General features: G+C 66.8%; 9 protein-coding genes, 1 tRNA gene, 1 rRNA gene and 2 pseudogenes. 6 read left to right on the forward strand and 7 right to left on the reverse strand.

All coding sequences use genetic code 11. From position 1 onward, the window contains the following. Positions 1–63: 63 nt before the first annotated feature. The 4 genes from ACZ6JT_RS17935 (at position 64) to ACZ6JT_RS17950 (ending at position 2,456) form a co-directional block, all read left to right on the forward strand. The gene (locus tag ACZ6JT_RS17935) at positions 64–900 is read left to right on the forward strand and encodes a DUF8017 domain-containing protein (RefSeq protein WP_469210851.1); all 837 of its coding nucleotides are present in this window, start codon (positions 64–66) and stop codon (positions 898–900) included. A 463-nt stretch (positions 901–1,363) separates the two neighbouring features. Then, on the forward strand, positions 1,364–1,654 hold the full coding sequence (locus ACZ6JT_RS17940; RefSeq protein WP_469210853.1) for a hypothetical protein: 291 nt from the start codon (positions 1,364–1,366) through the stop codon (positions 1,652–1,654). A 23-nt stretch (positions 1,655–1,677) separates the two neighbouring features. Beyond that, positions 1,678–1,944, forward strand: a complete 267-nt coding sequence (locus ACZ6JT_RS17945; RefSeq protein WP_469210855.1) for a hypothetical protein — start codon at positions 1,678–1,680, stop codon at positions 1,942–1,944. Next, positions 1,941–2,456 carry a hypothetical protein gene (locus tag ACZ6JT_RS17950; RefSeq protein ID WP_469210857.1) on the forward strand — a complete coding sequence of 172 codons (516 nt, stop codon included), beginning with the start codon at positions 1,941–1,943 and terminating at the stop codon, positions 2,454–2,456. Before ACZ6JT_RS17945 ends, ACZ6JT_RS17950 begins: the two co-directional genes overlap by 4 nt. Positions 2,457–2,469: 13 nt before the next feature. Here the strand turns inward: ACZ6JT_RS17950 and ACZ6JT_RS17955 are convergent, their stop codons facing one another. Beyond that, on the reverse strand, positions 2,470–4,536 hold the full coding sequence (locus ACZ6JT_RS17955; RefSeq protein ID WP_469210859.1) for a sensor histidine kinase: 2,067 nt from the start codon (positions 4,534–4,536) through the stop codon (positions 2,470–2,472). A gap of 363 nt (positions 4,537–4,899) precedes the next feature. On the opposite strand from ACZ6JT_RS17955, the gene rrf reads away from it, so the two are divergent. Then, positions 4,900–5,016, forward strand: a 5S ribosomal RNA gene (gene rrf, locus ACZ6JT_RS17960). Between the two features lie 57 nt (positions 5,017–5,073). On the opposite strand, the gene ACZ6JT_RS17965 is transcribed toward rrf, so the two are convergent. The 3 genes and pseudogenes from ACZ6JT_RS17965 to ACZ6JT_RS17975 form a co-directional block, all read right to left on the reverse strand. Next, positions 5,074–6,051, reverse strand: a complete 978-nt coding sequence (locus ACZ6JT_RS17965; RefSeq protein WP_469210861.1) for a BsuBI/PstI family type II restriction endonuclease — start codon at positions 6,049–6,051, stop codon at positions 5,074–5,076. Next, on the reverse strand, positions 6,052–7,599 hold the full coding sequence (locus tag ACZ6JT_RS17970) for an Eco57I restriction-modification methylase domain-containing protein (RefSeq protein WP_469210862.1): 1,548 nt from the start codon (positions 7,597–7,599) through the stop codon (positions 6,052–6,054). Positions 7,600–7,822: 223 nt separating this feature from the next. After that, a pseudogene (locus tag ACZ6JT_RS17975) lies at positions 7,823–8,167 on the reverse strand (relaxase/mobilization nuclease domain-containing protein); the annotation flags it as partial. Positions 8,168–8,449: 282 nt separating this feature from the next. Between ACZ6JT_RS17975 and ACZ6JT_RS17980 the strand changes: the two are divergent. Next, a pseudogene (locus tag ACZ6JT_RS17980) lies at positions 8,450–10,057 on the forward strand (tyrosine-type recombinase/integrase). 117 nt (positions 10,058–10,174) lie between these two features. On the opposite strand, the gene ACZ6JT_RS17985 reads toward ACZ6JT_RS17980, so the two are convergent. From ACZ6JT_RS17985 to ACZ6JT_RS17995, 3 genes are all read right to left on the reverse strand, one after another. Beyond that, positions 10,175–10,248, reverse strand: a tRNA-Thr gene (locus tag ACZ6JT_RS17985). A gap of 242 nt (positions 10,249–10,490) precedes the next feature. Further along, positions 10,491–12,089: an alpha/beta hydrolase gene (locus ACZ6JT_RS17990; RefSeq protein ID WP_469210863.1), complete on the reverse strand. Its 1,599-nt coding sequence runs from the start codon at positions 12,087–12,089 to the stop codon at positions 10,491–10,493. Between the two features lie 259 nt (positions 12,090–12,348). Beyond that, positions 12,349–13,560, reverse strand: coding sequence for a DNA polymerase III subunit delta' (locus ACZ6JT_RS17995; protein WP_469210865.1), 1,212 nt, complete (start codon positions 13,558–13,560; stop codon positions 12,349–12,351). Positions 13,561–13,617 lie beyond the last annotated feature (57 nt).

The raw sequence follows: 13,617 nt of genomic DNA on the forward strand, positions 1-13,617 counted from the left end.
GTCCCGGCCGCCCGCAGTCCCGCAGTCCCGCAGTCCCGCAGTCCCGCACCCCAGGAGGGGCACGTGCAGAACCCGTACCAACAGCCGAACGAGCCGGGCGCCCTGTACCAGCCGCCCCTCCCACAGCCCCCACAACCCCCGCAAACCCCGCAGAAGCGCACCAACCGGCTCATGATGACGCTCACGGCACTGATGGCCGTGGGGGCCATCGCCGCGGTGACCGCCGTCATCATGACCAGAGACGAGCAGGAAGGCCCCCCGGACCCGTCGAAACCGCTCATCGCGGGCTGGAAGACCGTGGTCAACCCCAAGCACGGCACCGCGTTCGACGTCCCGCCGGACTGGGAGGTCCTGTCACCGGACGTCTTCAGCGGCCACGGGGACGACAACGACCCGGACAAGCTCCTCATCGGACACACGGCTCCCGCCTTCTACAAGTCCGAGTGGTGCAGCATCGACGCCGACGGCGACGGCACGGTCTCCGACTTCCCGCTCGGCAGCGTCGGCACCAAGGGCGCCGAAGGCGCCAAGGACACCACCGAGGTCGCCGAGAAGAACGCCCCGACCTGGGTCTACGCCGCCTACACCCAGCCCGACAAGAGCGTCGTGAAGTGGGACAAGCCCGTCGAGTACACGACGAAGTTCGGCCTCAAGGGCACCTACGTCAAGGCCCACTCCGAGGGCGCCAAACAACCCAACCGCTGCGCCGGCGACGGCCACTCGATCGTCTTCGCCTTCAAGAACGCCGAAGGCGCCTTCGCGGCCTGGGACTTCTACGGCCGCACGGGCGTCCCCGGCGCCATCCCCGACTCCCTGATCATGCGCATCCTCAGCACGGTCCGCCTCACCCCCACCACCCCCACGGCCACCCCCACCCCGACCTCAACGGCGGCCAGGTAGCACCTCCGGGGAAAGCTCGCCGACGCCCGGATCATCTCCACGCCGGCCGAGCCGCACGCCGGCGCCCTCGCCCACCGGGCCAGGCAGTCCCACCTGGCCCCTAAGGCCCCGCGCCGACCGACCCCGCAAATAGCAAAAGCCCCAGGTCACGGCGAGTGAGTCCTGGGGCTTCTACAGAGCCGCCTTCGGGATTCGAACCCGAGACCTACGCATTACGAGGCCCCACACGATCATCCCGACTGGTGCCGGGCAGTGCCACAGAATCCCGTTTCCACAGGTCAGAGACCGAGCCGCTGAACCCTCATGTCGCCAAATCCACCGTGTGCCGCCCCGTCCGCTCACGCACGGCTCACGCAAGGCGGGCTCGCCGACTGGCGGCGGACCTCGGTTTTCTCCCCTCTCCAGGAGCGACCACCCCCTACGAGTCATTGCACCCGACCAACTCCCGGGGGCAGCTGTTGCCATGCATCGCTGGTCTCCCCTGAACGAACGGCAGCTCACCCTCCTCACCCAGCTCGCGAACAGCGAGGACCTCGGAACCTCCTGGGACCCCGGCGAGTGGCGCTCCGCCTACGCGCTACGCGACCGCGGGCTGGTGATGATCAAGCGGAGCAGCGGCGAGGTGCAGACCCAGGTCACCGAGGCGGGCAAGTTCTACATCCAGCACGGCCACGGAGGCAGGCGCCGGATCATACCCCGCCCATCCAGGTCCCGACTCAGTTGCGCTCCCCGCATCCGGCTGTTGCCGCACTGAGGGACGACGACTGCCGACTGGTCATGCCGGCTCCGCTTCGTCGTCGCTCCTTGCTGCTGCTCCAGGGCCTGGCCGCCTGGACCGTACGCCGCGGATACGAGGTGAAGGAGCACCGCGTCCCCAACCGCTACCGCAGCCGTGCCTACACCTACGCGGGCAAGCACTACCCCTCGGGATACTCGCGTCGCGAGGGCGAGCTGAACGTGATCGTCGGCGGCTTTACCTATACCGTCACGATCCAGCAGGAGCTCCGCAGTCCACCGATCCAGAGCGTTCGAAGAGCCTCGTGATCGAACTCGGCTACAGCCGGTCCAGCCGGCAGTCCCGCTGGGCCGATCGCAAACGGTGGGTGCTGGAGGACATTCTGGGGGCCGTTCTGCGGGAGATCGAAAGCCGCGCCGTGGAGGACGCTCAGCGCCAGGTGGACGAGGAGCGCGCGGAGGCCGAGCGCGAGGTCCGCTGGAGAGCGGCCATGGAGCAAGCGAAGGAGCAGGCCGCCCACGATCAGTTCGCCGAGGTACTCCGTTCACAGGCTCGCCAATGGCAGGAAGTGACGGCACTGAGCGCGTATGCCAACGCCCTGGAGCGCCGAATCGAAGCGGACCCGGGAAGGGGACGACGCGGAAGTGGCCTCGACGCGACAGTGGCTGGCATGGATGCACCAGTACACCCGGCACCTCGACCCGCTGACCCAGCTCCCCGCAATGCCCGCCGCCCCGAACCGAAGGCAGAGGAACTGAGGCCGTACCTGAACGGCTGGAGTCCACACGGCCCCCAAGCGCACCGAGGATGGGGGGCCTGAGGAGAGATCCAGGCTACTCGCCAGCGATCCGCATAGGGAGGCGGATGCGGAAGGTCGCGCCTCCCAGCTCCCCGTACGCGTCGGCGGCGAGATCCCCATCCTCAACCACCGACCTCCTGCCACACATGTCGGCAACGGCATCACGGACGACTGTCAGACCGAATCCGGCGCTCTCGTTCTCCGGACCAGTTACGCCCGGACGCCACATGTGTGCGACGTCGACGTCGACAATCCCCGGACCTGAATCGGAGAAGTCGAACGCCGCGCGGCCCTCCTCAACCCGAGTCCGGACCTGCACGACTCGGTCCCCCAACAGATCGCCGGCACGCGCGAATGAGCTCATGGCATTGGCGGCCAGATTGAAGACGATCGCTTCCAGGTCCGACACTGCGGCCGCGACATGGATCGGCTCGTCCCAGTACTCCTCGTTGATAGAGATGCCGCGTCGCTCCAGCTGGGGGCGTACCACGCCCAAGGCACGGCTGACCACCTCGTTCAGATCGGCGATGTCGACGCGGAAACCATCTCCCCGGGCCGCTCGTGTAGCGATTCCGACAAGGTCGATCACCCCGCGACCTACTTCGCTGGCATCGCTTCCAGCTGCTGTCTCACGCCCGAACGCGGAAGCAAGGATCCCAGCAGTGGCGAGGGACCGGTACAAGAGGTGCTCCGGTCGCATCGCTGGCAAGGGTGCCTCGTCGCGCTGCGCAGGCAGACTCGGCGCTAGCGTCAACAGCTCCGGCTGCGATGCCGTCTCCCAAGCCTTACGGTCGTCCGCCGAGCTCCTGGGCGTCTCGGGGCGGTCGGTGACAGGGACAGGCGCGGGACGCTGGGCAGGCGAAGGACGCTGGGCGGGCAAAGGAATCCCGAGCTTCTCACCGTCTCGGATCCTCTTTCGTTCCCTTGCCGCCCACTCTGTGGCGCCTCGGGCAAAATCACGTAGTTCAATGAACGCGACGTTCTCCTGGAACCCCATCCGGTCTGTCTTCGGAATGAGAAGGCCATCCGGGTCATCGACCGATACACGCCCGATGCTGTTGTTGGTGGAGGGGCGAAGTTGCGGGTTACGGGCCCTCAAGAGGTTCAGGTCTAGCCAATCGAAGCCCTGATCACCGTAGGGATGCACACGCAGGCCTCGGTGGAAGAGGTGAACGCCACCGACAACCTTGAGCCACGGACGCAGGGCAGTGAACTGATTCTTCGAGCCACGAAGTTCGAACGAGCGCTTGTCCAGCAGGAACATCCACAGCTCGAAGGACGCCGCTGGCGCTTGATACCTCAGAGGGGGCTGGAGTCGCCCTCCGCGGCTATCCGGCGCGATGTCGACGTGCTCCCCTCGGGTGATTACGCGGCCTTTCCAGTCGTAGAGGACGGTACTCGCGTACCCCTCTTCGTCGAGATTGGCTTCGAGCTTGTATTCATACTCGTCGAAGAAACTTCGATTTACTGCGTCCGAGACCCGATCAAACTGGGGCGCAATGAGCGTCGCGGTGAAACCTGTGTCCTCGTCATTGAAGAACCCGGTGACCAAGCGCATGGCACGAGCAAGCCGATCCATCTGCTCTTTCTCGAAGCCCTGCCGCAACTGGTGCACAGTCAATGAGGTGCCGGGCTTCTTCGATGTTGCCTGCGTAACAACCGTGAGCTCGACCTCTTCGACCGAGCCAACCGACTCGTAGTCGGACCAGTCGATGACGAGCCTGTGCTCTACGCCGGGCTCGCTACGCGGGCGGGACAGCAGCTCCACCCGGCGCCCAAGGCGCAGTGCCGCCAGGCGGCCCAACCCCTTCTCACCGATGCGACGACGCTTGGAGTGGCTTTCTGTTGCACCGGACTTCTGCGACCTCCCAATAAGGAGGAAGCCCTCGCGGATGTCCTCGGCCGTCATGCCGTCGCCGTCATCCTCGACCACAAGGGTGCCGCCGGCTTGGGTGGCGTTGTGGAGCTGAACGATGGCCTTCGTCGCATCCGCGTCGTAGGCGTTGCGGACGAGTTCAATCACCCCGAGGTCGGGGTGTGGGATCAGCTCCTCCCCAAGGCGGATCAGGATCTCCGGCGCAAAGCGCAGATGCGTGTTCAAGCGTCCTCCTTCAGGTCAGATCCGCCCGCGTCACAAGATCTCGGGAGGCACGCAGCGTAGCCACCTGTACGCACAGCGCAGGCCGATTGGCTAGATAACCTCGCTACCCAGCGGCACACTTGGCCGGTTCTCACCTACTACCGACACACGGACCACGACCGTTAGGCCTTCACCTGCCACTTCGGGGACCTCCGGGAGCCGAGGGCGACCAGCCCATCGGCCGGCTGGAACGCCGTCGCCAGCCGCCTCCGGGCCAGCCCTGTCGGCCTTCGCGGCAGGACAAGCCAGGTGCACAGCGGCCACTATGCGCCTGTATACTCAGCCAACGAAAGCGCTTCTACGCTAGGAAGTGCTCACCAAATTTTCGGTGACCATAGCGGCGAGGAAACGCCCGGTAACATTTCGAACCCGGAAGCTAAGCTTGCCAGCGCCGATGGTACTGCGAGGGGGACCTCGTGGGAGAGTAGGTCGTCGCCGAATTAAACCCGAAGGGGCCGTTCCGCAAATTTGCGGAACGGCCCCTTTTTTGCCTCGATCCTAGATGTACGGACCCAAGAAGCGCTCACCGTTAAAGTGAATCAGATGTGTGGGGTTATCCGCGCACCAGACATCCGTCTCCCAAGCAATTTCCTTCAGATACTTACGCAGCTCAGCACGCGACGGCAGCGCTGAGATGAAGACGAGGCCAGCCGATGAGCCTCGGAAGAGTTCGCTGAGCTCCCTGTGTCTTTTGGCATCCACCGGCCCATGGGAGGACGCTGCTTCAATCAGGACGAGCCAGTTCCGATCCCGAAGAAATATTACGACGTCCGGCATTTTTCCATGTGAATCGACCTCCACACCGAGCTCAGCGAGTGAACCTTCTTCGAAGATCGCCCACTTGTTGTCGGCATCACCAACATAGAGCACTTCACCATTGGGCGTGTACCGCTCACAGAACTCGTTTATGATCTGCACGATCAGGGTGTTCTGACCACCGGGACTGAGGTCGATCTTCTTGCCCCCGGGAAGCTGGACCGGAATCCTATTCATCTCCCGCTCCCGCGCGTACAACGCCTGAAGACCGGGCCGCTCTGCAAGGTACTCGGCAAGACGCTCATCGAACCCCTCCTGCCCGAACGATGTAATGAGGCCATAGGCAGCGGGCTCTATCTGATAGCACCACTTCGGCGAGTTCACCGGCCGGTCCGGCTGATCTGGATTCTGCACAACGAGGCCGGCATCGACGAACTGGTGCAGCGTGAACCGGCGAATTGTCTCGCGGCTGTTTGCAGCGTAATCCTTCTCGTAGAAGTCGCGCAGCCACTGCATGATCTGCACAGTCCGAAGCATGGACCGTTCAGCTTGCGTCCAGTCCTGATCAGGGCCAAGTTCCAGAAGGGCTAGGAGCACATAGGCCGAGCGCTCATTGGAGCGCTCCGCGTCGAAGCCAAGAAGCTGGAGAATCCTACGGGCCTCCGTAAGTTTATTTTCACGCGCGCCTCCATCGAATGCAATAACGGTCTGCTCGGTCATCTAATTTTCAGTCTCCGCTTTCTCGATATTCCGCTCGACGACTTCGTCGATCTTTTCCTGCCCCAGCCAGACGCCACTATCCCAGCCCCGCCCCATTTCAGAGAGTTGCTCTCGACTTGGATAGCGAAGGTTCCGCAGGTCTGTAGCATTTACCTGAGTGTGGCCGCTAAACCGTCGAACGAACCGATCCAGCAGCGTTGAATTCAGCCACAGACAAAGGCCTCTCGCAACGTCTTCAGGCAAGCCTTCCCCACCCTCGTGGAAGACGTTCACATGATTCTCGAATCCAATTCGGTCGCACTGAACCTGGCTCGGATCGAAAACGGCAGCCACGACGCGACGCTTCTCCTCTTTGGAGGAGAGGCGCTTCACTACGACGTAATAACCGCGAGGGAACGTCATCCTCTCGGTGTCCCCGTTTAGCATGATGGCGTTGTTCTTCTTCGCGCCCGGTACGGGCCAAGAAATGCCACCCTCGCGCATATGCAAGGGGTAGATCAGAGGAACAGATCCAGGGACGGGGTCAGGCCGGAGGTGCTCCTTACTGCGGAAGTCGACCACACGCCCAGTAGAGACCTGAAAGCGAAGGTCAGCTAGGGCGGCCGGCAGGCTGGCATGGGCCTGCGCTAGCTGCGTGTCCTCTTCGTCGGCGCTGATGTGAATAAAGAATTCTCGATCCTCCGGGTGGACCATTTCCGCATAACGAACGCTGCGGCTTCGAATCTCGCTCGAGTAGCTCTTGCTGGCCGAAACCGTTACCGGGCCGCGGCCACTTGCATCGGTGCGCGTCGCCGAGAAGATGATATTCTCTTGCAGCACATCAGTGTCGGCGAAGACCTTGTTGCGAGCTTCGAATACATGCACATGATCGAGGTGCATTCGGTCCAAGAAATACTTCCGGAACGGCCGGAAGTAAGGTCCGTTAGCAAAGCTCCGAGGCGTGATCGCCACCAACTGGCCTCCAGGCGCCAGCAGATGAACACCAAGCGCCATGAAGGCCGAGTAAAGATTCGACGTCTCGGTGCATTTTTCGGTGACCGCCCTGCGCTCCCGCGAGTTTGCAGCGAGTTTCTTGTAGGGCGGATTCATGATCACCAGGTCGAAACGCTCTCGCGTCTCAGCGAACAAGCCTTCGTCCTCCGTCGCCCACGCAATGAAGTCGCCAGGTACAAGGTTCACCTCGACCGAACCGCCGACTGCTTCCGCTGTGCTGACGCAGTCGGCGAGCGTGGCAGCCAGAGTCGCATGCATCTGCGGATCCACCTCGCATGCCGTGACAGAGATGTGCGACCGCGGCTGCTCGCACAAGATCCGCATGACAAGGGATGCCGTGAGGGAGCCGGCACCGGCACCAGGATCCAGAACGCGGATCGTCTCAGACGCTTCCAACCTGGCGAGGGAGGCGATGAAGTCCGCGGCAGGGGCAGGGGTGAAGTACTGACCGAGCTTCGCACGCTGCTTAGCGTCCAACGCCGAGGACGATTCCTGCCTGCGCGCTTCCGTGCGGATCACAAGATCCGTTACCGCTGCTGGTGCTCCTGTTGCCATAGACACAGCCTAGCCAGCAGTGGCTCCGGTCCTGCGTGCCTGTGGATAACACGAGGGGCTGGCGTTCGTGGCGAGCCATGGGGAGCGGGTTACGACCCGAACGGGTTTCGAAGATCATGGCCGACCATGGGCGAGGCGATGGTGCAGGTAGCGGCCTAGACGAAGGCGTGATTCAGCCAGGTCGCATACCAGCGCCGTGATTCCGTTGCGGGGGGCCTTGTCGGGCGCGCAGGTAGTCGTTCCAATGACGCGGCTGGGTGAGGTCGCCGCAGACCTTGGTAGCGACGATGTGGATGTGGTCCGCCGCGTGACGGACCGCGACCCAACGGCACGCGTCGGGGTCGCCGGCGGGGGGCGATGCCGGTGGCGTTCAGGATGCGGCGGCGATCGTCGCCCACTGCTCGTCGGTGAGGACCGGGTCTTCCGGCGCGGTCCGGACCGAGCAGTGCCACACGTGCTTGGCGGGTGCGCGGTCCCCGGCTTGTTTAACGCGCAGGTCGAGGACGGTGGCGAGCTGGGCGAGGGTGGCGGCCTCGTCGCGGCCGGGGTCGGGGGCGAAGCCGTCCCACTGCCAACCTGCCTCTGGTGGACGTCATGGTCCTGGCCGCCGCCCTGTACACGTCCCCGATCTGCCTGATCTTCCCGGTCGGCTACGTCGTACCTCTACGCGCCCGGTCGCGCCAACGAGCACACCGACCCCCACCCGACGGGCCGACGAGACCAAGGGGCAGCTCCTCTACGTCCGTAGTCACATCCGCGACGAAGGTGCCACCCCGCCAGACCTGCCATCTGCACTCGCCGACATCGACCCGCCCGATACCGATACCGATACCGACCAAGAGGATGAGATTTGAAGGGCTCCGCCTACCGCCGCTATTCCTGTCGCAACCCCAAGACCGGGAAGGAGCTCGGCACTTCCTGCCCCAAGCGCAACAGCAGGAATTACTGCACCTACTCCATACGCCAGGAGCTGCCAGCCCACGAGGACGGCAGCCGTCGGTCCTTTGCCCGTGGCGGGTACAGCAGCCTCAAGGCGGCCCAGGCCGACCTCCATCACGTACGCGCCCTTCTGGGTCTCGTGGAGGCCGACGACCCCGAGGGCATCCAGCTGGTCGCCGAGATGCTGGCTGAGGTCAGCGGCGAGCAGCTGCCCCTGCCCGACGTGGAAGAGACCCGATGGCGGCTCAAGGCCGGCCAGGACCTCGTCGGCAGCCTGACCGTCGCCGAATGGCTGGACCGGTGGCTGGGGGGCAAGCGGATCCGGAAGTCGGGCATCAGCCGGTACGAGACCGACATCCGCGTGCACCTGAAGCCATACATCGGGCACCGGCGCCTTGACCGGCTGCGGGTCAGCCACCTGAGCGAGATGTTCACGGCCGTCGCCGATGGCAACGCGGAGATCCTGGAGCAGAACACCCAGCGGCATGCAGGCGTGGAGGAGTTGGCGACGATCCCGTGGAAGGGCGCCGAGAACCGTGCTCGCCGTAAGGCGCTGAAGGCTGCGCTCGACGCGATGCCAGCCTTCCGTCAGGTGATAGGTCCGGCGACGCGCCAGCACGTGAAGGCCACACTCCGCGCGTCCCTGAACGACGCGATCGGGCAGCAGCTCATCACGTTCAACCCGGCGGCCCACGTCGAGATCGGCTCGGTGCGCAAGCCGAAGGCGCTGGTGTGGACGGAGGAACGGGTCGCCAAGGGGGAGCAGACCGGCGAGAAGCCCTCCCCGGTGATGGTCTGGACGCCGGAACAGACCGGCGCCTTCCTCGACTCCGTCGCCGAGGACCGTTTGTACGCCATGTGGCACCTCATCGCCCTCCGCGGCCTGCGGCGCGGGGAGGCGTGCGGGCAGCCCTGGTCGGAGACAAACCTCGACCGCCACTTTCTCACCGTGGCGGGGCAGCTCGTCCACGACGGCTGGGGGTCGAGGCGTCGGAGCCAAAGACGGACAGCGAGTTCCGGGTGGTCGCGCTCGATGACGACACTGTCGGCGTCCTTGAGCGGCACCGTAAGCAGCAGGAAGCCGACCGCGCGGAGTGGGGGTCGGCCTGGGTGAACACCGGGCTCGCCTTCACTCAGGAGGACGGCTCCTGGCTGCACCGAGGCAAGGTGACCGATCTCTTCGAGCGGCTCGTCGCGGCGTCCGGACTCCCTCCGATCCGGCTGCACGACCTCCGCCACGGCGCTGCGACGCTCATGCTGGCGGCCGACATCGACATCAAGATCGTGTCCGACACCCTCGGCCACAGCGACACCCGGATCACGCGCGACATCTACTAGAGCGTGCTCTCCCACGTCGGCAAGAGCGCCGCCGAGGCCACCGCCAAGCTGGTCCCATCCAACCAAGGCGGAGCAGGAGGAGCAGGCCCGCAGGGCCGCCAAGAAGGCCAAACAAGCCGCGAAGGCGAAGGCCAAGGGGGAGAAGAAGGGCAAGGCCGAGAAGGCCGCTAAGAAGGACTGACGCCCCCTCCGCTCACGCATCGCTCACGGTTTCGGGCCCGGCCGCTGCATGCGCCGACCGACTCCGGACATAGCAAAAGCCCCAGGTCACGGCGAGTGAGTCCTGGGGCTTCCACAGAGCCGCCTTCGGGATTCGAACCCGAGACCTACGCATTACGAGTGCGTTGCTCTGGCCAACTGAGCTAAGGCGGCACCGCTGGTCAGACAAGTATTCCCTCGAAGAGGGGCGCTCATCAGCAGCGGCGCCAAGTCTACAGGGTGTGGACGGGTGCCCTGAACCGGGTTCTGCGGGGGTGAGGCGGAGGTCACATACAGGGACGTACACGCCGCATTCGGTGCATCACTCACCCCCGCCGCCCTGGTGCTCGTCCCGGCGGTCCCCGCGGAGCGCGCCGGGCAGGCCGGAGCACCCTAGGCCGGACGGGGCGGCGGCTTCAGCACTTCTTGCCGTCCGCCGGGGCCTTGCCCTCCAGCAGGTAGCGGTTGATCGCGGTGTCGATGCAGTCGCTGCCGCGCCCGTACGCCGTGTGGCCGTCGCCGTCATAGGTGAGGAGGGTTCCCGAATCGAGCTGGCCGGCCAGCGCCTGCGCCCACTTGTACGGGGTCGCCGGGTCCCGCGTGGTGCCCACGACCACGATCGGCGAGGCGCCCTTCGCGGTCAGCTTCTCCGCCTTGCCCGTGGCCGCCACCGGCCAGTACGCGCAGTTCAGCGAGGCCCAGGCCAGACCCGCGCCGAAGACCGGGGAGGCCTTCTCGAAGGAGGGCAGCGCTGCATCGACCGCGGCGGGGTCCTTGAAGGCGGGGGGCTGGTCCAGGCAGTTCACGGCGGCGTTCGCGAACATCAGGTTGGCGTACTTGCCGTCGGCGTCGCGCTCGTAGTAGCTGTCGGCCAGGCTCAGCAGGCCCGATCCGTCGCCGTTCATCGCCGATGTGAGCGCCTCGCGCAGCTGCGGCCAGGCGCTCTCGTCGTACAGCGCCGCGATCACCCCTGTCGTGGCGAGGGACTCGCCCAGCGGGCGGTTCGCGTCCCCGCTGGGCACCGGCTGGGCGTCGACCTTGCGGAAGAAATCCTTCAGGCGCGCCGCCACCGCGTCCGGGTCGCCCTTGCCGAGGGGGCAGTCGGGCTGCTTCGCGCAGTCCTTGGCGAAGGAGGTGAAGGCCGTCTCGAACCCGGCCGTCTGATCCCGGTTCAGGTCGATCGCGGACCGGGAGGGGTCCATCGCACCGTCCAGGACCAGCCGGCCGACGCGGTCCGGGAACAGGTCCGCGTACGTCGCCCCGAGGAGGGTGCCGTACGAGGCCCCGACGTAGTTGAGCTTCTTGTCGCCGAGCACGGCGCGCAGCAGGTCCATGTCGCGGGCGGCTTCGACGGTGGAGACGTGCGGCAGCACCCGCTGCGAGCGCTCGTGGCAGCCGGCCGCGAACTTCTTGAAGGCGGCCACCAGCGCCGCCCGCTCGGCCGGATCGTCCGGCGTCTGGTCCACTTGCGTGTACGCGTCCATGGCCGGGCCGGTCAGGCACTCGACGGGGCTGCTGCGGTCCACCCCGCGCGGGTCGAAGGAGACCATGTCGTACCGGGCGCGGACCGGCGCGGGGTAGCCGATGCCCGCGTACGCCTGGAGGTAGCCGATGCCCGAGCCGCCCGGGCCGCCCGGGTTGACCACGAGCGAGCCGATCCGCTTGCCGGGACCGGTGGCCACCCGGCGCGCCACCGCGATGTCGACGTCCTCGCCGGAGCGGGGGTTCGCGTAGTCCAGGGGGGCCTTCATGGTGGAGCACTGGAATCCGGGGACACCGCATTCGCGCCAGGTCAGCTTCTGCTCGTAGTACGGGCGCAGCGCGGCCGCGTCGGGTGACGGCCGGGCCGACCGCTCGCCTGACGCCGCCCCTGAGGACTCGCCGGCGCGCGGGGCCTCCGACCCGCCCACGGCGGCGCGGGGGGCGTCCAGACCGCCCGAGGTGCACCCGGAGAGCAGCAGCCCGGCGGCCGCGATCACGGTCCCTGTCGTACGCAGCAGGCGGCTGGTGTCCATCCCCGGAGCCTACGACTGCCGGAGGAGCCCGGGAGGCTCTTCCGCGGCGGACGGCTGCGGGCCTTCCGTGCCCCCGCCGGGCAGAGCAGGGACCGAGCCCGTCCTGTCCGCAGCGGTCGGTCCGCCCATACGGGTGAGTCCGTCAACCGGATGTGGACCCGGGGCGACAGCCGAGCGGCGGACGGACGCTCTCCCGGCCGCGCCGCGGAGGTGGCCCGGCAGTGGCCGACGGTGACCCGCCGGCGCCCCGACAGTGGGGTCAGCCCGCGCGCAGCGACATCGTCATCGCCTCGACCGCGAGGAGGGGAGCCACGTTGCGGTCGAGGGCCTCCCGGCAGGCGATGATCGCCTCGATCCGACGCAGGGTCCGCTCGGGACCCGAGGCCCGCGCGATCCGGTCGAGGTCGTGCCGTATCTCCTCATTGGCGATGGCCACGGACGAGCCGAGCTGCAGGGCCAGGACGTCCCGGTAGAAGCCGGTGAGGTCGGTCAGCGCGAGGTCGAGGGTGTCGCGCTGGGTCCGGGTGCGGCGGCGTTTCTGCCGGTCCTCCAGCTCCTTCATCACACCGGCCGTGCCGCGCGGCATCCGGCTGCCGGCGCCCGCTCCGGCGCCGAGCGCGGCCCGCAGCTCCTCGGTCTCCTTGGTGTCGACCTCCTCGGCGACCTGCTTGGCGTCCTCGGCGGCGGCGTCCACCAGCTCCTGGGCGGCCTTGAGGCAGGCTCCGACGTCGTCCACCCGGAGCGGAAGCTTCAGGACCGTCGCCCTGCGCGTCCGGGCCTCCTCGTCGGTGGCCAGCCAGCGGGCACGGTCGACGTGCCCCTGCGTGGCCCGGGCGGCGGCCAGCGCGAGCGACGGCTCGACGCCGTCCCGCCGGACGAGCATGTCGGCGACGGCGGCGACCGACGGGGTGCTGAGGTTGAGGTGGCGGCAGCGGGAGCGGATGGTGGGCAGCACGTCCTCCACGGAGGGCGAGCACAGCAGCCAGACCGTACGGGGCGCGGGCTCCTCCACCGCCTTCAGGACCGCGTTGGCGGACTTCTCGTTCAGCCGCTCGGCGTCCTCGACCAGGATGACCTGCCAACGGCCCGTGGCGGGGGACGTGTAGGACTTGCGGACGGTGTCGCGCATGTCGGCGACGAGGATCTGGCTGCCGACCGCGACGACGGTGGAGACGTCCGCGTGCGTGCCGACCATCGTGGTGTGGCAGCCGTCGCAGAACCCGCAGCCGGGCTCACCCCCGAGGGCGCGGTCGGGGCTGGTGCACTGCAGGGCGGCCGCGAAGGCCCGGGCGGCGGTGACCCGCCCGGATCCGGGCGGGCCGGTGAACAGCCAGGCGTGCGTCATCTTGGACGCCGCGGGCGGGGCGGTCCCGTTGGTGATGGCCGTGACCAGGGCGTCGGCGTCGCGGGCGGCAGCGGCCAGCTGCGTCTGGATCCGCTCCTGTCCCACCAGGTCGTCCCATACGGGCATCCCGCCCACCACCTTTCGCTCTCCGTGCACCCATTGTGGCGGGCGCCACTGACAATC

The organism is Streptomyces sp. NPDC046308 (genome assembly GCF_055588065.1).